Source organism: Candidatus Eisenbacteria bacterium (assembly GCA_016235265.1).
GTDB lineage: Bacteria > Eisenbacteria > RBG-16-71-46 > RBG-16-71-46 > JACRLI01 > JACRLI01.
This window is the reverse complement of sequence record JACRLI010000019.1, coordinates 143613-161848: the sequence shown is the minus strand read 5'-3', so window position 1 is coordinate 161848 and position 18236 is coordinate 143613. Positions and strand designations below refer to the sequence as shown.

Sequence of the window (18236 nt, the reverse complement as noted above, 5' to 3'; positions counted from 1 at the left end):
GGTTGCGTTGTATCGGTACGCGGGAGGAGACAACGGTGCCGGGGCGCACGCTGTCGCGAACCCCGACTCAGATCATAGCAGCGGAAGGGACGTCAAATCCCTGCAAATCGGTCGGTCGCCGCCACCAGGGCCCGGCTGTTGGGAGGCTCGAAGGCGCTGTGACCGCTGTCCGGCGTGATGACCAGGTCCGCCTCGGGCCAGGCCCGATGCAGCGCCCAGGCGCTATCCACCGGGCACACCACGTCATAGCGCCCCTGGACGATCACCGCAGGGAGGTGCCGGATGCGCGGGACGTCCCGCAGCAGCTGGTCGTCGCCCTCGAGATAGGTGCCGTTCACGAAGAAGTGCGCCTCGATCCGGGCCATCGCCAGGGCCACGGCGTCCTCCTCCTGGGGCAGCCGGAACGCCTCCGCGGGCACCAGGCGCGAGACGGCGCTCTCCCAGCCGCTGAAGGACTTCGCTGCGGAGAGCCGCACTTCCGGGTCCGGGGAGGTCAGCCGGGAGTGGTAGGCGCGCAGCAGGTCACCCCGTTCGGCCTCCGGGATCGGGGCCAGGTAGTGCTCCCAGGCGTCCGGAAAGACCTGCGAGGCCCCCCGCCGGTACAGCCAGTCCACCTCGTGGCGCCGCGCCAGGAAGATGCCGCGCAGCACCAGCCCGGTGACCTGTTCGGGATGCCGCTGGGCGTAGGCGAGAGCCAGCGTGGAGCCCCAGCTGCCCCCGAACACCAGCCATTTCGCGATGCCCAGGTGCTCCCGGAGGCGTTCCAGGTCGGCCACCAGGTCCCAGGTGGTGTTCTCCTCCAGGCACGCATGGGGCGTGCTCCTGCCGCAGCCGCGCTGGTCCAGCAGCACGACGCGGTACCTGCCGGGGTGGAAGAACCGGCGCTGGCGCGGATCCGTGCCGCCGCCGGGCCCGCCGTGCAGGAACACCGCGGGGATGCCGTCGGGATTGCCGCACTCCTCGAAGTGCAGCTCGTGGGGGCCGGTGACCCGGAGCCGGCCGGTGCGGTACGGCTCAAGCGGCGGGTACATCCAGGTCAGCGGGTCCTTCAGCGGGTGCGCGGCCCGCACCGGGGGATCGGCTTGCATGGGGCCTCCCGCCTACCTGCCTTCCAGCGCCTTCTTCATCGCCAGCGCCATCGCGGTCAGCGGAGCCTCCTGCCCCCCGGTTCCCCGGGCCGGGGAAGGCGTGGCGGATGGCGGCGGCGCGGCTCCGCGCGGTTCCGCGGCCGCCGCGCCCGCCGCAGACGGCATCTGCGACGCGGCCATGCCGAGGCGGATCCTGCCTTCCTTGATCTCGAGGATCTCCACGCGCAGCGGCTGGCCGATCGCGAACGCCTTCGACAGGTCGGCGTTGCGCGGCTCGCCGGTCTCCTCGCGCGGCAGCAGGCCGCTCACACGCGGGCCGAACTGCGGCAGGTCCACGAATACGCCGAAGGGCTTCACGTTGCCCACCAGGCCCTCCACCACCTCGTTCAGCACCGGATCGCGCGCGGGGGGCAACTCGGAGGCCAGCGCCTCGCGGATGGACAGCGAGATGCGCTTCTTCACCAGGTCCACCTCCCGCACCACGGCCTCGATCACCTGCCCGGGCGAGAGCACTTCCTTCACGTGCGCCACGCGGTGCAGCGCCACCTCCGACACGTGCACCAGCCCGTCCACACCCGGCGCCAGGGTGACGAAGGCGCCGAAGTCCGCCAGGCGGGCCACCTTTCCCTGCACCCGGGTGCCGACCGCCAATTTCGGCGCGATCTCGGACCACGGGTCCGCCGCGGTGGCCTTGATGCTGAGCGCGATCCGCGGCCGGCCGTCCTTTCCGGTGTCCAGGCGCAGCACGCGCACGCGCACCTTCTGGCCCACCTGCACCGCCTCCCGCGGGTGCCCCAGGCGTTCGTGGCTCAGTTCGGACACGTGCACCATGCCGTCCACCCCGCCCAGGTTCACGAAGGCGCCGAAGGCCTCCAGCCGGGCCACCGTGCCGTCGAGCTCGTCGCCGGGCTTGAGGGTGGCGAGCATCTGGCGGGCCTGCACCTCCTCCTCGCGCCGCAGCAGCTGGCGCCGGGAGAGCACCGCGCCGCCGCGCCCGTCCTTCACCTCGGTGACCAGGAACTCCAGCGAGCGGCCCACGTAGCTCGACGCGTCCTCGCAGTAGCCGGACTCCACCTGGGAGAGCGGGCAGAAGCCGCGCGCGCCGCCCAGGTCCACCTCCAGCCCGCCGGTGTTCACGCCGGTGACCTTGCCGGTGATGGGCATGCCCGCGGCCTGCGCCTCGCGCACCTGCTTGAGCGCCACGGCGGGATCGGCCTTCATGGATGGCGCCAGCAGCACCTGGTCGCCGGCTTCGGACACGAACAAGTCCAGCTCGTCGCCCACCTTCACGCGCACGGTGCCGTCGTCGGCCCGGAACTGCGCCGTCTCCGCCGCGCCTTCGCTGCGCCCGCCGAAGTCCACCAGCACGGTCTCCTCGCCGACGTGCACCACCTTGCCACGCACCCGGGAGCCCACGGCGATGTCGGCGGCGGCGCCCGCCGCGACCGCAGCCGTGCCGCGGCCGCGCTCGTACTCCTCCAGGGCCTTGGCGAAGTCGGAGGAAACCGGTTCAATCTCGGAGTCGGGATCGACGGGAGGAAGCAGGTTCATCGGATGTGTGCCTCGTGCGTGTGGAGAACGGACGCCCCGGGGGGACGCGGATGGATGCAGCAGGGGAACAACAGGGGATTCTAGCAGATCCCGGGAGGAAATTCAGGCCGGTCCGCCGCGCTCGAACACCGTGAGCTGCTGCGCCAGACCGGGCGCCGCGTAGCAGTGGAGCCCCAGGGGCACCATCCCCGCCTCCCGGAAGAGCCGGCGGTAGGCGGCGGCCGGGCGCTGCTGGAACGCGGCATGGTCGCCCTCGGTCTGGTCCTCCTTCGCGAAGAGCTCCAGGAACGCCACGCCCCGCGTCAGCCGGGCGATGGCCTTGAGGCCCCGGCGCGCCTCCGGCGTTCCCACGTAGTGCAGCACGTCCGAGCACACCACCAGGTCGAACGGACCGCGCAGGCCGAGCCGGGCCAGGGCGCCCACGCTGCCCAGGCGCAGGTGGCGCCGCTTCCCGAAGCGCCGCACGGCGTACTCGCTGGAGTCCACCCCCACGTAGCGCACGCGCGGCCTCAGGCGTCGCAGGAGCGGAAACCACGCTCCCTCCCCGCAGCCCACGTCCAGCACCGAGCGGATGGGCCGCTCCAGCAGGTACTCGGCGGCGGCCACCGCGAGCCGCACGCGCCGCCGCAGCACGTCCCGCTGCACCACCGTGTAGCGCGGGTCGCGGTACCAGCGCTCGAAGTAGCCCCGGTCGTAGACCTTCTCACGCGCGGGATCCCGCACGGGCGGCGACGGCCGCCGGCTCACCTCAGCCGTCTCCAGATCTCCCGTCCCTCGCCCTGGCCCGGAGGCCGGAACTGGAACAGCGAGTCCCCCTTCACCTGCACGTGGAACGCCTGCACGGTCCCGGCGATGCTCTCCGCGCCGCCCGACGCGAACAGCAGCTGCTCCTGGTACGTGTCGCCGTGCAGCACGTAGGGCCCGCCGCCGCTGCCCAGCACCTGGCGGGTCCCGGTGTCCCACGAGGTCCAGGTGAAGTGGGTCGCGGTGATGAGCTTGATCTCGCGCTGGTGCGGACCGGGCTCCGGCCACACCAGCTCCCAGGCGCCCTGGATGCGCGGCGCGCGGACACCCCGGCGCGCGGCGGCGTCCGACGGCGCCCACGCGAGCACCGCCAGCAGCGCGGCGACGGCCCAGCCGCATGCCGCGGGATTCACGGACAATCGATGGAACCACATCGTTGAACCCTCCTCGACTTCGCCGGCACGACGGAAGCTCCGCCGCACCGCCCGACCCGCGCACACTAGCACCGGAGAAGTCGCCGCTCAATGCGCGGGGAGAACGCGAGGACGGCCGCCCCCACCGAACCGGGAGCGGCCGTCCGAACTCCTGAGGGCTGGGGCCGCCTCAGCGGGACAGCACCATCCGCTGGCTCAGCCGCACCTCCCCCGCCTGAAGCCGCAGGAAGTACATCCCGGCGGGGGCGCGGCCCGATCGGGTCTCGCCGTTCCACGCGGCCTGGTGGCGTCCCGCGCCGCGGGAGCCATCCACGAGGCGGGCCACTTCGCGGCCCTGCACGTCCATCACCGCCAGCGTCACCTGCGCCGCCCGCGGCAGCGCGTAGTCCACGCGCACCGCGCCGCGGCTGGGGTTGGGGATCGCCCGGCCCAGCTCGAAGCGCGTCACCGGCACGCCGGCCGTGACCCGGATGGGCCCCAGCGTCACGGCCCGGCCCGCGCCCTCCAGCGCCGACACCCGGTACCAGTAGGTGCTGCCGGCCTGGGCGGTGCGGTCGAGCACGGTGACCGGGCCCTCCGCGCCGGAGGACACCGCCTGGACCCGGGCGAACGGTCCCTGCGCGCCCGCGGCGCGCTCCAGCGCCACCTCGCGCAGCATGCGCGGGGCGTTCAGCTGCCAGTGGATGGCCACACCCTCCGCCAGCGGCTCGGCGGACAGCGTGGACATGAGCACCGGCGTGGCCGGATCCACGATCATGAACACGTTGTCGCTCACGTCCGAGCCGGTGTTGGCGGCGGCGTCGTGCGCCACCACCTTCAGCAGGCACTGCAGCGAGGGCGGGCCGGCGATGGTCCACGAGTGGACGCCGGTGTTGGGCACGCCGGAGGCCACCGCCGCGAAGGTGGCGCCGTTGTCCCGGGACACCAGCAGGTCCACGGTGGTCACGCCCACGTTGTCGGTGGCGTTCCAGGTGAGGTTCGCGAGGCTGCCCATGAAGTACAGCTCGCCCCCGTCGGGCGCGGTGACCGTGACCGCCGGGTCCACCAGGTCTCCCAGCCACAGCTTGCCGTAGCCCCAGTCCTTGTTCCACGTGGCGCCGGTGAAGCCGTCCACGATCGCGCGGCCGGCCAGGAAGGTCCGCACGAACGCGGGCGTGACCGCGCCGTACTTCTGCATCAGCAGCGCCGTCGCGCCGGTGGTGTGCGGGGCGGCCATCGAGGTGCCCTGGTTGATCACGTGGTTGCTGTTGTCGAAGAGGTAGGTGGTCGCGCTGGCCCCGCAGGTGAAGCTGATGTCGAACGAGCGCGTGGAGCCGATGGCCGTGCCCGGCGCGGCGATGTCGGGCTTCTGCCGGCCGTCGCGGGTGGGGCCGGGGCTGGAGAACGAGGCCAGGTTGCCCGGGTTGAGCGCACCGGTGTAGCCGACGTTGCGCCCGCCGCAGTCCGTCCAGTAGCGCCGGCTCACCCACGCGGCGGTGGTGATCAGGTCGGTCGCGTTGCCCGGCTCGGAGACCAGCTTCTGCTCGCTCATCCCGACGACGAAGTTGCCCGCCAGCGAAGTGCTGTTGTAGAAGCGCCACAGGTCCACCTGGCCGTTGGCGGGCCCCAGGGAGACCGGGATGAAGGTGAGCGTCCAGGTGCCGTTCATGCTCCCCGGGCTGGCGCCGGAGTTCAGCGCCGTGAGCTCCACGTACACTTCGCGGGCGCCGGTGGAGGTGACCGACAGGCCGTTCTCCACGTACACGCGCCCGCTGGTGGTGGTCACGCCGGGATAGGCCGAGTCCGCCGCACCCAGCGCGATCGGGCCGATCACCGTCCCGTTGGGCGTGGTGACGGTGAGGTTGATGGCCTCGGTGGCCTCGTAGTAGCCGTCGAAGGCCAGCTGGCGCCCGTTCGCCGAGCCCGAGACCAGGAAGGTCATGGGCGTGCCCGCGCCGGCGGCCTGGACCTCCGCGTGCCGGCTCTGGCCGCGCTCGTTGCCCGCGGACTTGATGATCACGCGTCCCGCCCCGGTGAGCGCCGAGAGGCCGGCCTCGAAGGGGCTGGTGCCGTCATGCGGGCCGTAGTGCGAGCCCAGCGACAGGTTGCACACCGAGTTCCGGCCCAGCGCCGTGGCCACGCCGAACACGTAGGCCACGCCGTCGAGGATGTGCGTGGTGGTGAGGTCGCTCTTGACCATCACGATGTCGGCCATCGGCGCCATGCCGGTGTAGGTGTACGCGGCGACCGAGCCACCGGTCTGGCTGCCGTCGCCGGCGGCGATGCCCATCACGTGCGTGCCGTGGCCGCCGGTGTCCTTCTCGCGCGCGGTGCCGGCGTTGATGCTGGCCGGGGTCCACTCGGAGCCGTACGGGTAGGCGCCCGGGTTTGGCCCCACGGCGTCGGTCTGATCCCACAGCCCGACGATGCGGGTCAGGCCCGCGGCGTCCTTGAAGGCGCCGTGCTTGTAGTCAATCCCGGTGTCCACGTCGCCCACCACCACGCCCGCGCCGTTGAGCCCGGTGAAGGCCGGGCCGGCGCCGCGCAGCGCGCTCGCGTTGGTCGCGGGCACGCTGCTGTCCAGTTCCAGCTCCACCGGCGCGGCGCCGTGGATGCCGGTCACCTCCGGCAGCGCGGCGATGGCGTCCACCGCGGAGACCGGCAGGAAGGCCGTCATCACGCCCGGCACCACGGTGCGCACACGCGCGCCGAAGGACTCGAGCTGCGCGCGCGTCACGGTGCCGGTGACGAACACGTCCAGGTCGCCGCTGATGTCCACCGCGGCTCCCGCCGCGCGCACCGCGCCGGCGGGGCTGCCCGCGCGAAGCTGCGAGAGCGCGATGCGCGCGCGGGGGTCGAGCTTGCTGGACTGCGCCAGCGCCCCCACCGCGACGAGTACCAGGAGCAGGACGGCCGGCAGTGTACGCAGGATCCATCGATTCACGGGGCACCTCCGAGGGAGGACGACGCAGCGGCCGCGGAGCCCGGAGGCGCCGCGCGGGGCCTTACCCAACCGTGGGTGAAGGCGGAAGACTAGCACCCGCGCAATAACGCGTCAAAGACCGATGAGAATGCGACGCCCAACTCGTTGCGGCCCTTGCTCCCCGGCGGCCAGAGCTCCCTCGGTCCTGAATCGGGGGCGTCGCCGGTCCAGGACGGCGAAGTCCGTCATTCCGCGGGGTCCGTGCTGAGCGTAAATGTAAGCGTTTTCAGCAACTACACCCGCGGCCGCCCAGTGGGCATGTAACCGATCATGAAAATGAAACAAGTCATTGTGTTTCATAGAGATACGCCAAGAAAATATCTTGCGAATCAAGGTCCCGGTGGTTAGAATCTCCTTGGGTCACAGATTTGGATTCACCTCGTCGGATCCGTAACGCGTCGTCACCCTGTCAACCTTCCGAAGGAGGAACCCTCACCATGCGGAACAGCTACAAGGTCCTCGCGGCGTTCCTGCTCGTCGCCGTCTGTGCCTCGGCGGCCCTGGCAGCCACGCCCAGCCCGAATGGCGCGCTCATCAAGCTCAAGATCTGGAACGACAGCCCGCTGTCGACGGCTTCGTCCATCAACAGCTACCCGTCCATGATCGTCATCAGCGACGAGGGGCTCTCTGGATGCGGCTTCGCGAACCTGCATAACTGGTCCTTCTCCGAGGACGGCGGCGCCACCTGGGCGGCGTTCGACAACAACTCCCAGTTCCGTTTCGCCGCCGACGTGGTGTGCGAAGGCACCGGCGACGGCGAAGCCTACATGCGCATCTCGCCGTGGTGGTCGAAGGACGGCGACGGTGAGTTCATGCTGAACACCCGCACGGGTGAGATCGCCATCTTCGGCGGCCGTCTCCCGTTCTGGTCGTTCACCATCCCCGCCCACGGCGGCCTCACCTACGCCAAGGGCCAGATGGTGCGCATGGAGATGATCTATCTCCCGCACAGCCTCACCGCCGGCGACCCGGCCACGGTCGAGTACGTGATCTGGGTGGCTGGTGTGCGTCACTCCTCCGGCCCGCTGGCCTTCGACATGGCCAACCCGGCTGAGGACCCCCCCTACGGTCTGTGGGGCATGCTGAACGACGGTCGTGTGGGCGGCGCGGTGAAGGCGTACGCCGACTGCGGCAACACCGACGCCCGCTTCCGCGTGACCTGGTCGCGGATCGAGTTCTACGGCGCCGGCACCACGCCGGTCTCGTCGAAGACCTGGGGCAACCTGAAGCGTCAGTACAAGTAGGACTTTCGGCCGGGTTCCACCGGGGACCTGGTTCGAGCAGCGCGCCCCGCGGGGTCCCACACCCCGCGGGGCGTCGCGTTATCCGCGCGTGGTTCCGGGCGCCGATCAGGCCGGCGCGGCGGCGGGAATGCGGTCCATCAGCGCCTTGAAGCGGGGGTGCTCCCGGAGCGGATCCAGGTTGGAGTCGTGGTCGAACCAGCCCCGCTGCGCCAGCCCCGCGTCCACGGCCTGCTCCAGGCAGGCGATGGCCTCCTCCACCTGCCCCGCCATGGAACGGATGCAGCCGGCGTTGTAGAGGCTCATGGACTCCAGCGGCTCCAGCCCCATGGCGCGCTCCAGCCAGCGCAGGCCCTGCTCCCGGCGGCCCAGGCACACCAGCCCGTTGGCGCCCATGTACAGCGCCCGGGCGTCGTCCGGGTGATGCCCCAGGTGCTCCTCCACCACGGCCACCCCGCTGCGGCGCACCCGGGCCGCGTCCTCGGGGAGGCCCAGCGCGTCGTACACCTGGCCCACCAGCAGCAGCGACTGAAAGTCCTCCGGCCGCACCACCGCCGCATCCTCGAAGAGCCGGGCCGACTTCTCCAGCTGCCCGCGCACGAAGCAGTGACGGGCGTAGAAGTAACGCGCCTCGAACAGGCGCGGATCCATGCGGATCGCGGTCTCGAAGGCCTCCTCGGCCCCGGCGTCCCCGCCCGCCAGGGACAGCGCCACGCCGCGCGAGGCATGCGCCTGCGCCAGCTCCGGGGCCAGTTCCAGGGCGCGCCGGCTGGCCGCGTCCGCCTCCCGCCGGTTGGCCTCGGTGCGCTCGGCGTAGAAGTACAGGTACGCCCAGCAGTCCGCCGCCCCCGCGTGGGCCAGCGCGAACGCGGGATCCAGCTCGATGGCCCGGGTGAACAGCTGCAGGGCGAACTCGATGTCGCGCCTTCCGTAGTGGTAGAAGAACTTCCGTCCCCGGAGGTAGTAGTCGTAGGCCTGCACGTGAGTGGTGGCCTGCCTGCCGATGGCGTGGCGCTCCCCGGGGCTCAGCGTCACCTCCAGCTCACGCACCACGCTGCGCGCGATCTCGTCCTGGATGGCGAACACGTCGTGGAGCTCGCGGTCGTAGCGCTCCGACCACTCGCTGAAGCCCCCCTCGGCGTCCGTCAGCTGCACGGCGATGCGCAGCCGCGAGCCCTCCTTGCGCACGCTGCCCTCCAGCAGGTGGCGCACGCCCAGCCGCTGCCCGATCTCGCGGCTGTCCAGGAGCGTGCCGTGCAGCCGGAACGAGGACATCCGCGAGGCCACCTGGAGTCCCTGCACGCGCGCCAGCGAATTGAGGATCTCCTCGGCCACCCCCTCGCAGAAGTAACCCTGGTCGCGCTCGCGGCTCAGGTCGGCGAAGGGCAGCACCGCCACCGTGGGCACGCCCCCGGGCCGCGGCGCCTGCAGCCCGCGGAGCACGTCCTCGAGGGCCAGCCGGAGGTCCAGCGCGGACTGCGTGCGCCGCTGCGGCTCCTTCTCCAGACAGCGCCCCACCAGCAGCGACAGTTCCACGGGCAGGTCCGGCCGGAGCGCCGAAAGCGGCACCGGCCGCTCGTTCAGAATCCCCGCGGCGAGTTCCTCGAAAGACTCGCCCGGGAAGGGCCGGCGCCCCGCCGCCATTTCGTAGAGCACCACGCCGAGGGAGAAGATGTCCGAGCGGTGGTCCAGCGCCTCCCCGCGGATCTGTTCCGGGGACATGTACGCCAGCGTGCCCGAAAGCGAGCTGTCGCCGGCGGGCTCCGGCGCGGGCAGCAACGGTTCCCCGCCGGCGGCATCCCGCGGGCGGGCCAGGCCGAAATCGAGCACCTTCACGCGTCCGTCGCCGGTGACCATGATGTTGGCGGGCTTGAGGTCCCGGTGCAGGATTCCGCGCTCGTGGGCCGCGCCCACCGCGCCCGAGAGCGGCACGGCCAGCTGCAGGAACAACTCGAGGTGCATCCCGGCGCGCGGGATGCACCGGGCCAGCGTGGTGCCCGGCAACAGCTCGAGGGTCAGAAAGTGCACCCCGTCCTGCTCTTCCACCGAGTGGATGGTCACGATGTTGGGGTGGTTCAGCGCGGCCACCGCGCGGGCCTCGCGCCGGAATCTCGCCAGCCGGCCCGGGTCGCGCGCCAGGTGCTCGGGAAGGACCTTGAGTGCCACCTCGCGCCCCAGGCGGGTGTCCAGGGCGCGCCACACTTCTCCCATGCCGCCGGCACCGAGCGTCTCCAGCAACTCGTAGTGAGCGAGGCGTTCCCCTGGAAGCACGGCCATGCGATCCCCCGAATCTCCGGCGCGGCGGCACTGCGCCGGGCACGATGGGCGGTTCTCCGGATGATAGAAGTGTCTCACAAGGTGGGACGCATGCAACAGTCCCGGGGTTGCGCCCGGGGTTGCGCCCGAGGTTGCGCCGGGCCACACCCGCGATGGACTCCGATTCCCGAATCTGTTATGGCTTCGATGATTGCGAACGGACCCCGACCGTTCCGGGGCCCGCGCGAACCGCCTCCAACCCCGAAAGACCCATGCCCGACCTGGGACCGACCCGCTTTCCCGACGGCTTCCTGTGGGGCGCAGCGACGTCCGCCTACCAGGTGGAAGGCTCACCCCTGGCCGACGGCGCCGGTCCCAGCATCTGGCACCGCTTCTCCCACACCCCCGGACGCACCCACGAGAACCAGACCGGCGACGTGGCCTGCGACCACTATCGCCGCTACGCCGACGACGTGCGCCGGATGAAGGAGCTGGGCCTCGCCGCGTACCGCTTCAGCATCTCGTGGAGCCGCGTGCTGCCCGGGGGCCGCGGCCGGGTCAACCGTGCCGGGCTGGGCTTCTATGACCGCCTGGTGGACCTGCTGCTCTCGAACGGGATCCAGCCGCTGGTCACGCTGTACCACTGGGACCTGCCGGCCGCGCTGGACGACCTGGGCGGCTGGCCCAACCCGGACTCCGCGCACTGGTTCGCGGACTATGCGCGGGTGGCGTTCGAGGCGCTCGACGACCGCGTGCCGATGTGGGCCACGCTGAACGAGCCGTGGGTGGTGGTGGACGCCGGCTACCTCTTCGGGGTGCACGCGCCGGGGCACGCGGACCGCGGCGAGGCCGGACGGGCGGCGCACAACCTCATGCGCGCCCACGGCGCCGCGGTGCAGGCCTACCGGGCCGTGGGTCGCAACCGGATCGGCCTGGTGGTGAACCTCGAGCCCAAGGAGCCGCACAGCGACTCCCCCGCCGACCGGGCCGCGACCCTGCGAGCGGACGAGTACATGAACCGCCAGTACCTCGACGCCGCGCTGCTGGGCCGCTACCCCGCCGCGCTGGTGGAGGCCTATGCCCCCGGATGGCAGGCGCCTCCGGAGGCCGACTTCCGGCTCATCCGGCAACCGCTGGACTTCCTGGGGATCAACTACTACACCCGCGGCGTCACCCGCCACGACGACGCCGGAGCGCCGGTGCGCTCCTCCACGGTGCGCTTCCCGGAGCGCGAGTACACCGCGATGGACTGGGAGGTGGCGCCCGGGGCCCTCACCCGCTGCCTGTGCCGCGTGAAGGAGCTCTACGGCGACATCCCGCTCTATGTCACCGAGAACGGCGCCGCCTTCCCGGACCCCGCCCGGGCGGAGGGCTCGCGCGTGGAGGATCCGCGGCGGGTGGAATACCTGCGCCGCCACCTGCGCGCCGCGCTCGAGGCCATCCGGCTGGGGGTGGATCTGCGGGGTTACTTCGCGTGGTCGCTGCTCGACAACTACGAGTGGAGCTGCGGGTATTCGATGCGCTTCGGGCTGACGCACGTGGATTTCGAGACCCAGGAGCGCACCCCCAAGGCCAGCGGGGAATTCTACCGCGAGGTGATCCGGTCCAACGGGGAGAACCTGGGGCGCTGAGGCGGGAGCGGACGCGTCCGCGCCGCGCCTTCTGGAATTCGCGGGCGCGTCGGCCCTACCACGTCGCGCGCAGCGAGGCCGGCAGCCGGCGCACCACCGGACCCTCCGCGGTGACGGCGGAAGCGGCCACGCCAGTCCAGGCCCGCGGCCCCGGGCTCTCGCCCGTGGGACCCGCGACCACCAGCCCTCCCGGGGGCAGCCGGAGCCCCGCCGCCACCTCCACCCTCAGCGCCCCCTGCTCCACCCACATCCGGTAGCTCAGCGGGCCGAACGGGGTGCGCAGGCCGCGCACGCTCACGCCGGAGTCCTGGGTCATCCACTCGCGCGGCAGACCGGCGCCCACCACCAGCGCGGAGTCGCTCTCGCGCACGTAGGCCAGCATGTCGAGCACCGAGCGCGCGAAGTCGGAGCCCACCCAGGTGTGCGGCAGGTCCCCCAGGAACTTCGGCACCCGGTCCTCCCGCCACACCACTTCCGGCCATTGCGCCCAGCCCGCGGGCTTGCGCGCCCCCAGGAAGAACTCCAGCACCCGCGGCAGCTTCTCCCGCCAGCCCAGGCGCACGTAGGATCCGATCACGCGCGTCTCGTACGGGGTGTACGCATCCCACGGCTTCCCACCGGTGCGGCCGAGGAAGAACTCGTCGTAGCGCTCGAAGGTGCGGCGCAGCGCTCCCGGAGGCAGGATCGCGCCGGCCTGGGCCGGCTCCAGCGCCACGGTGGTCGAGGTGGCGTCAAAATCCCCCAGTTCCGCGCAGCCGGGCACGTAGTCGATGCCCTTGCTCTTCATGGCGGCACGGACGGAGGCCGCCAGGTCGGCCTGGAATTGGTCCCGCGCCGAAGCGAACTTGCGGCCCTGGGCGGCGTGTCCCAGCGCCCCCGCCAGCCAGGCGGCGTCCTTGTAGCCGCGCAGCGCCCAGAAGTCGTCCCAGTAGGAGTGCATCGGCTGCGCGGAGTAGCCCTCGTGGCTGATGGACTCCGGGAGCAGCCCGAAGTAGGGCTCCTTGCCGGGCGCGCGGTACTCCGCGGTGCGCCGCTGCGCGCGCAGATCGTCCATGTAGCCCACCGCCGCGGTCACCCGCGGCCACAATCGCTCCACCGTGGCCCGGTCGCCGGTGTAGCGGTAGTACTCGGCCACCAGGTACAGGAACTCGCCGCCGCTGTCGTTCTCCGGGACCGGGTCGGAGCCGCGGGCGTCCACGCAACACGGCACCTTGCCGTTGTTGTAAAGGTACCCCGCGAACCACTCCAGGAAGGCCTTCACCGCCTCCGGGTGGCCCAGCCGCAGCAGCGCCGAGCACATCATGGAACCGTCGCGAATCCAACTGCGCGCGTAGGAGCGCGTGCCCGGCTGCAGCGCCGGGCCGGAGCGGCTCACCAGGATGTACGCCAGCTGCGCACGCAGCGAGCGCGCCACGCCTTCGGCGGACCTGGGGAGCGCCACCCCCACGCGATCGAGCCGTTCCCGCCACGCCCTCCGCGCGGCCTCGAACTCGCGGTCCACTTCCGGGCCCGGCTGCGCCACCTCCGATTCCGAACCGGCCCGGGCGTCCGGCGAAGGCAGCAGCAGGGTCACCTCGCGCTGCTCCCCCGGTCCCAGCGTCATGTCAAACGCCTGGGCCCCGGAGGCCGCCTCGAAGGGATCCTCCGCCACCGGCATCGGCGGGACCCGGCCCTGGCGCAGGAAGTCGGTGATCTCGCCCGTGCCGAACGCGGCTGCGCCGACGGCGTCCGGCCGCGTGAGGCTGCGCGCCACCAGCCGCCCGCCGACGCGGACCGCGCAGCCCCGGTACTCCAGGCGGCCCACGCGCGCCGTCCCGCCCGGGGTGTTCAGGAACTGGGCCGGGGGGTTCACCTGGAACGGGCGCAGGGCCAGGTGCAGCGTGATCCGGTGGCGGCCCAGGCCCGAGTTGCGGACGAGGTAGCGGACGAACACCGCGCCCTTGAGGTCGGCGTCGCGCCGCAGCCCCGAGACGGAGTCCCCCGCCTCGGCCGCGAAGCCCGACACGGTGAGCGAGATGTCCTTCGCCGGCCAGCGCACCGTGGGCATGGGCAGGTCGCCGTCCTGGAGCCACTGCTCGGCGCGCATGTCCTTCCATGTGAGCAACCGGCCGTCCACGGTCAGGAACGGCTCGATGGAGGCCGAGGACTTCGCGTACTCGACCGCGCCGTCCTCGCCGAGGAGGCAGGTGCGCGGGCCCCCGTCCGGGCCCAGCACGGTCCAGAACGACTGCTGGCCGGACATCCCGCGCGGGTACATCCCGCGGGGGGCCTCCTGGGCCAGGTTCTGGAAGAAGGTCTCGCGCGTGGCCGACCACGCCGGGGGCTGCACCCGGATCTCCCGGATGCCCATGCCCCGCAGGGCCGGGGACGCCTCGGCGCGCACCCGCACGTAGCGCGATTCGCACTCGGGCGCGTACACGTATTCGCGCGCGCGATTGCCGCCGCGCACCGACCACAGCGTGCGCCAGGTGACGGTGTCGTCGGAGGCCTCCACGGTGTAGCCGGCGACCTGCCGCCCCTGCACCCAGTCGAACACCAGGCCGCCGTACTCGCGGGGCGAGCCCAGGTCCAGCATCAGCCACGGGGCGGGATCGTCCCGCCGGCTGGACCAGAAGCTGAGCGAGTCGCCATCCAGCGCCCGGGTGGTCTCGCATTCCGGCGCCGACGACGAGGCCACGGCCACGGGGGCCACCGGGCTCGTGTCCGGCGGCGGCAGCGGGCGCAGATTCAACTCGTCCACCCACACGCTGCCGGCCCCGCCGCTCCCGGCGGTGACCACGATCTCCAGGGAGGCCACGTGCCGGATCTCCCCGCCTCCCGCAGGACCCCACGCAAACTGGATGTGGCGCTTCCGGATGACCACGCTGTCCCAGCCGGACGGGAAGGCGAAATCTCGCCGGGTGCTCCACCACACGTTGGCGCCGGTGGAATCCACCAGCTTGAACTCCAGCGTCTGGGGGCCGCAGGCGCCGCGCACCCGGAAGCTGAAGGCGTAGTTCCCGGGAAGCTCCAGGGCCAGCGCCCGCCGCGCGATCGCGTAGCCCCCGCCCTTCACGAAACGGAAGTCCAGGCGCATACAGCGGCCCTGGACGCCGGTGTCGGGCCGGATCGCCAGCTCCACCCCGTCCGCCGGGTGGGCGGACCAGGCGGAGAGGTCCTCGAACGGATCCAGGACCGCGCCGGCCCCGCGGACCGGCCCCGACACCAATGCCAGGGCCGCCCCCGCCAGCATCGCGCACCGTCGCATCCAGGACATCGCGCTACCCCTTCACTCCGCCCATCATCACCCCGCGCACGTAGGAGCGCTGCAGGAACAGGAACACCAGCATCACCGGCAGCACCGTGAGAACCGAGCCGGCCATCATCAGCTCGGTGTCCTGCACGTGCTCCCCGGAGAGGCTCGCCAGCGCCACCGGCAGCGTGTACTTGGAATCGTCGCTCAGCACGATCAGGGGCCACATGAACTCGTTCCACGAGCCCAGGAAGGTGAACACCGCCAGCGTGACCAGGATCGGCCGCAGCACCGGCAGGACCACCGACCAGAAGATCTTGAACTCGCTCGCGCCGTCCACCCGCGCGGCGTCCAGCAGGTCGTCGGGCACCCCCAGCGCGTACTGGCGGATCATGAAAATGCCGAAGACCCCGGCCATGAACGGCACCACCACCGCGGCCACGGTGTTCACCAGCCCCATGGACTTCAGCAGCAGGAACAGCGGCAGCATCCCCACCTGCGCGGGGATCACCAGCGCGGCCAGCAGCACCTGGAATACCCGCTCGCGACCGCGGAAGCGCAGCTTGGCGAAGGCGTAGCCGGCCATGGAATTGACCAGCAGCGAGATCAGCGTGGCCAGCACCGACACCAGGCTGCTGTTGAGGAAGTAGCGCGCCAGGTTGAGGCGCGTGAACAGGTCCACGTAGTGCGACACGGTGAACGCCTTCGGGAGCAGCCGCGGCGGGAAGCTGTTGGCCTCCCCCGTGGACATGAACGAGGCGGACACCATCCACAGCAGCGGGGCCAGTGTGAGCAGCGCGCCGGCGATCAGCGCCGCGTGGATCAGCACCTTCGGGAGGGCGCGGTTCACGGCCGCCGCTCCCGCTGCAGCCGCATCTGGACCATGGTCCCCAGCAGCATGATCACGAACAGCACGAAGGCGATGGACGCCGCCATCCCCATCCTCCACCAGCGGAAGCCCTCTTCGTACATCAGCATCACCACCGTGGTGGTGGCCTTGAGCGGGCCGCCCTGGGTCATCACGTACGGCTCGGAGAACAGCTGGAAGTTTCCCAGCATGGTCATGATGCCCACGAACACGAAGGTCGGGGCCAGCCCCGGAAGCGTGATGCTGCGGAAGGTCCGCCAGCCGCCGGCGCCGTCCAGGTGCGCGGCCTCGTACAGTTCCTCCGGAATGCTCTGCAGCCCGGCCACGAAGATGAGCATGTTGTAGCCGAAGTTCTTCCATACCGCGAGCAGCACGATGGCCGGCATGGCCCAGTGCGGGTCCCCCAGCCAGTCAATGGGCCGCACCCCCAGGAAACCCAGCCCGTAGTTGATCAGTCCGTACTGCGGGTGCAGCAGGTAGCGCCACACGATGGCCACCGCCACCAGCGTGGTCACCACCGGCATGAAGAAGATGGAGCGGAACACGCCCTGGAAGCGCACCAGCCTCGCGTTCACCAGCAGCGCCGCGACCAGCGAGGTCAGCACCGACAGGGGCCCGCCCAGCACCACGAAGTAGAACGTGTTGCCCAGCGCCTTCCAGAACATGGGGTTGCCCAGCACCTGCGCGTAGTTCTCCAGCCCCATGAAACGCACCGTCTCGGGCCGTCCGATGGCGTAGATGTCGAAGTCCGTGAAGCTGAGCGCCAGCCCGCCCAGCACCGGCAGGAAGAAGAACACCCCGATGAGCGTGAGCGCCGGCGACACGAATGCCCAGCCGGCCCGGTCCTGCCGCGTCGGCCCCACGTGCGCGCTCATGGCGCGCCCCCCGCGCCGCCCGCGCTGCGCCGGCGCTCCTTTTCCACCAGCCAGCGCCGCTTCTCAAGGATCTGGTCCACCTCCCGGTCCAGCCCGGCCAGCACCGAGTCCGCCCGCGCGTGCCCCAGGATGGCCAGCTCCACCTTGTCCATGAGCTTGATGGAGATCTGCTGCCACTCCGGAATGCGAGGCTCGTACAGCACCCGCTCCAGCTGCGTGCCGAAGGAGCGGATGTTGGGGTCGGACCGGAGCGCGGTGTCGGCCCAGCTCTCCACGCGCGCCGGCAGGTCGCCGGTCTGGTGATAGAACCTCAACTGCTGCTCCGGCCGCGACAGGAACTCCACGAACTTCCAGGCCTCCTCCTTGTGCCGCGACTCCCGGAACAACACCAGGCTCGAGCCGCCGGCGGTGGACACCCCCGAGGCCGGCCCCGTGGGGCCGGGCAGGGGCGCCGTCGCCCAGCAATCCCGCATGGCCGGCGAAATACGGTTGCGGAACTCGCCCAGCTGCCACGGCCCGGTGATGTACATGGCGAAGGTGCCGCGCTCGAACTCCTGGTACAGGTTGGCGATGCCCTGGCCCTGGATGGCCGGCGCCAGCCGCTCCCGGAAGAGCCCCAGGTAGAAGTCCATCGCGGCCCGGTAGGCGGAGTCGGAGAACGCCCCGCGAGTGGCGTCGTCCTTCAGGAACGGCGAGCCCGCCTGCATCCCGAAGACGATCCAGGGCGTGTACTCGTTCGTGGGCAGGAAGATGGCGAAGTGCTCGCGGTCCGAAGGCAGGCGCTTCACCGCGCGCATGGCCTCGCGCCAGTCGCGCCAGTTCGTGGGCATGGACGGGTAGCCCGCGCGCGCCAGCAGGTCCCGCCGGTAGAACAGCAGCCGCGTGTCCACGTACCACGGGACGCCATACGTGACGCCGTCAATGACGTTGGTGTCCCAGATGCCGCGAAAGTAGCCTTCGCGGCGCACCACGCGGGACGTGGCGATGCGCGGGTCCAGCGGTTCGATGGCGCGCAGGGCGGCGAACTCCGAGACCCAGGTGTTGCCCAGCTGCGCCGCGTCCGGGGTGGAGCGGCCCACGTGCGCGGTGAGCATCTTCTCGTGCGCCGCGCCCCAGGGGATCTGCTGCACCACCACGTGAATCCCGGGGTTCTGCCGCTCGAAGGCCGCCACCGCGTCCTGGAGCACCTCGCCCTCGCGGCCCATGGCCCAGAAGCGCAGGGTGACGCGGTCGGCGGGGCCCCGGGCGCAGCCGGATACCGAGAGTGCGCCCGCGAAGAGCGCGGCCACGAGCATCAGGACGCCCGCGGGCAGCGCGCGCCCCGCGCGACGCACACCCCTCGCCCCGCGCGACG

General features: G+C 71.5%; 11 protein-coding genes. 2 read left to right on the top strand and 9 right to left on the bottom strand.

Going from position 1 to position 18236, the window contains the following annotated elements; translation table 11 throughout:
• Positions 1-92: 92 nt before the first annotated feature.
• The 4 genes from pip to HZB25_11570 all read right to left on the bottom strand — a co-directional run bounded on the left by pip (position 93) and on the right by HZB25_11570 (position 6740).
• Positions 93-1088, bottom strand: a complete 996-nt coding sequence (gene pip / locus HZB25_11585) for a prolyl aminopeptidase (GenBank protein MBI5837880.1) — start codon at positions 1086-1088, stop codon at positions 93-95.
• 12 nt (positions 1089-1100) lie between these two features.
• A complete protein-coding gene (locus tag HZB25_11580) occupies positions 1101-2639 on the bottom strand; it encodes a S1 RNA-binding domain-containing protein (GenBank protein ID MBI5837879.1) in 1539 nt (512 codons plus the stop codon).
• Positions 2640-2741: 102 nt separating this feature from the next.
• Positions 2742-3782, bottom strand: coding sequence for a class I SAM-dependent methyltransferase (locus HZB25_11575; protein MBI5837878.1), 1041 nt, complete (start codon positions 3780-3782; stop codon positions 2742-2744).
• A 204-nt stretch (positions 3783-3986) separates the two neighbouring features.
• Positions 3987-6740 carry a S8 family serine peptidase gene (locus HZB25_11570; protein MBI5837877.1) on the bottom strand — a complete coding sequence of 918 codons (2754 nt, stop codon included), beginning with the start codon at positions 6738-6740 and terminating at the stop codon, positions 3987-3989.
• 476 nt (positions 6741-7216) lie between these two features.
• On the opposite strand from HZB25_11570, the gene HZB25_11565 reads away from it, so the two are divergent.
• Positions 7217-8023: a hypothetical protein gene (locus tag HZB25_11565; protein MBI5837876.1), complete on the top strand. Its 807-nt coding sequence runs from the start codon at positions 7217-7219 to the stop codon at positions 8021-8023.
• A 105-nt stretch (positions 8024-8128) separates the two neighbouring features.
• Here the strand turns inward: HZB25_11565 and HZB25_11560 are convergent, their stop codons facing one another.
• Positions 8129-10297: a protein kinase gene (locus HZB25_11560; protein MBI5837875.1), complete on the bottom strand. Its 2169-nt coding sequence runs from the start codon at positions 10295-10297 to the stop codon at positions 8129-8131.
• Between the two features lie 251 nt (positions 10298-10548).
• Here HZB25_11560 and HZB25_11555 point away from each other — a divergent pair, with 251 nt between their 5' ends.
• Positions 10549-11907 (top strand): beta-glucosidase, encoded by a 1359-nt coding sequence (locus tag HZB25_11555; protein MBI5837874.1) that lies wholly within the window; start codon positions 10549-10551, stop codon positions 11905-11907.
• Positions 11908-11962: 55 nt separating this feature from the next.
• On the opposite strand, the gene HZB25_11550 is transcribed toward HZB25_11555, so the two are convergent.
• The 4 genes from HZB25_11550 to HZB25_11535 all read right to left on the bottom strand — a co-directional run bounded on the left by HZB25_11550 (position 11963) and on the right by HZB25_11535 (position 18216).
• Complete coding sequence (locus tag HZB25_11550) at positions 11963-15163, bottom strand: discoidin domain-containing protein (protein ID MBI5837873.1); 3201 nt, start codon at positions 15161-15163, stop codon at positions 11963-11965.
• A gap of 4 nt (positions 15164-15167) precedes the next feature.
• The gene (locus tag HZB25_11545; protein ID MBI5837872.1) at positions 15168-15908 is read right to left on the bottom strand and encodes a carbohydrate ABC transporter permease; all 741 of its coding nucleotides are present in this window, start codon (positions 15906-15908) and stop codon (positions 15168-15170) included.
• A gap of 77 nt (positions 15909-15985) precedes the next feature.
• Complete coding sequence (locus tag HZB25_11540; protein ID MBI5837871.1) at positions 15986-16882, bottom strand: sugar ABC transporter permease; 897 nt, start codon at positions 16880-16882, stop codon at positions 15986-15988.
• A complete protein-coding gene (locus HZB25_11535; protein MBI5837870.1) occupies positions 16879-18216 on the bottom strand; it encodes a sugar ABC transporter substrate-binding protein in 1338 nt (445 codons plus the stop codon). Before HZB25_11535 ends, HZB25_11540 begins: the two co-directional genes overlap by 4 nt.
• Positions 18217-18236: the final 20 nt, after the last annotated feature.

What these genes read in the sequence shown, in the direction of transcription:
- HZB25_11580 (MBI5837879.1), bottom strand. Translation starts at nt 2,639, where the DNA reads ATGAACCTGCTTCCTCCCGTCGATCCCGACTCCGAGATTGAACCGGTT.
- HZB25_11565 (MBI5837876.1), top strand. Translation starts at nt 7,217, where the DNA reads ATGCGGAACAGCTACAAGGTCCTCGCGGCGTTCCTGCTCGTCGCCGTC.
- HZB25_11545 (MBI5837872.1), bottom strand. Translation starts at nt 15,908, where the DNA reads ATGGTGTCCGCCTCGTTCATGTCCACGGGGGAGGCCAACAGCTTCCCG.
- HZB25_11560 (MBI5837875.1), bottom strand. Translation starts at nt 10,297, where the DNA reads ATGGCCGTGCTTCCAGGGGAACGCCTCGCTCACTACGAGTTGCTGGAG.
- HZB25_11550 (MBI5837873.1), bottom strand. Translation starts at nt 15,163, where the DNA reads ATGTCCTGGATGCGACGGTGCGCGATGCTGGCGGGGGCGGCCCTGGCA.
- HZB25_11540 (MBI5837871.1), bottom strand. Translation starts at nt 16,882, where the DNA reads ATGAGCGCGCACGTGGGGCCGACGCGGCAGGACCGGGCCGGCTGGGCA.
- pip (MBI5837880.1), bottom strand. Translation starts at nt 1,088, where the DNA reads ATGCAAGCCGATCCCCCGGTGCGGGCCGCGCACCCGCTGAAGGACCCG.
- HZB25_11555 (MBI5837874.1), top strand. Translation starts at nt 10,549, where the DNA reads ATGCCCGACCTGGGACCGACCCGCTTTCCCGACGGCTTCCTGTGGGGC.
- HZB25_11575 (MBI5837878.1), bottom strand. Translation starts at nt 3,782, where the DNA reads ATGCGGCTGGGCCGTCGCCGCGCTGCTGGCGGTGCTCGCGTGGGCGCC.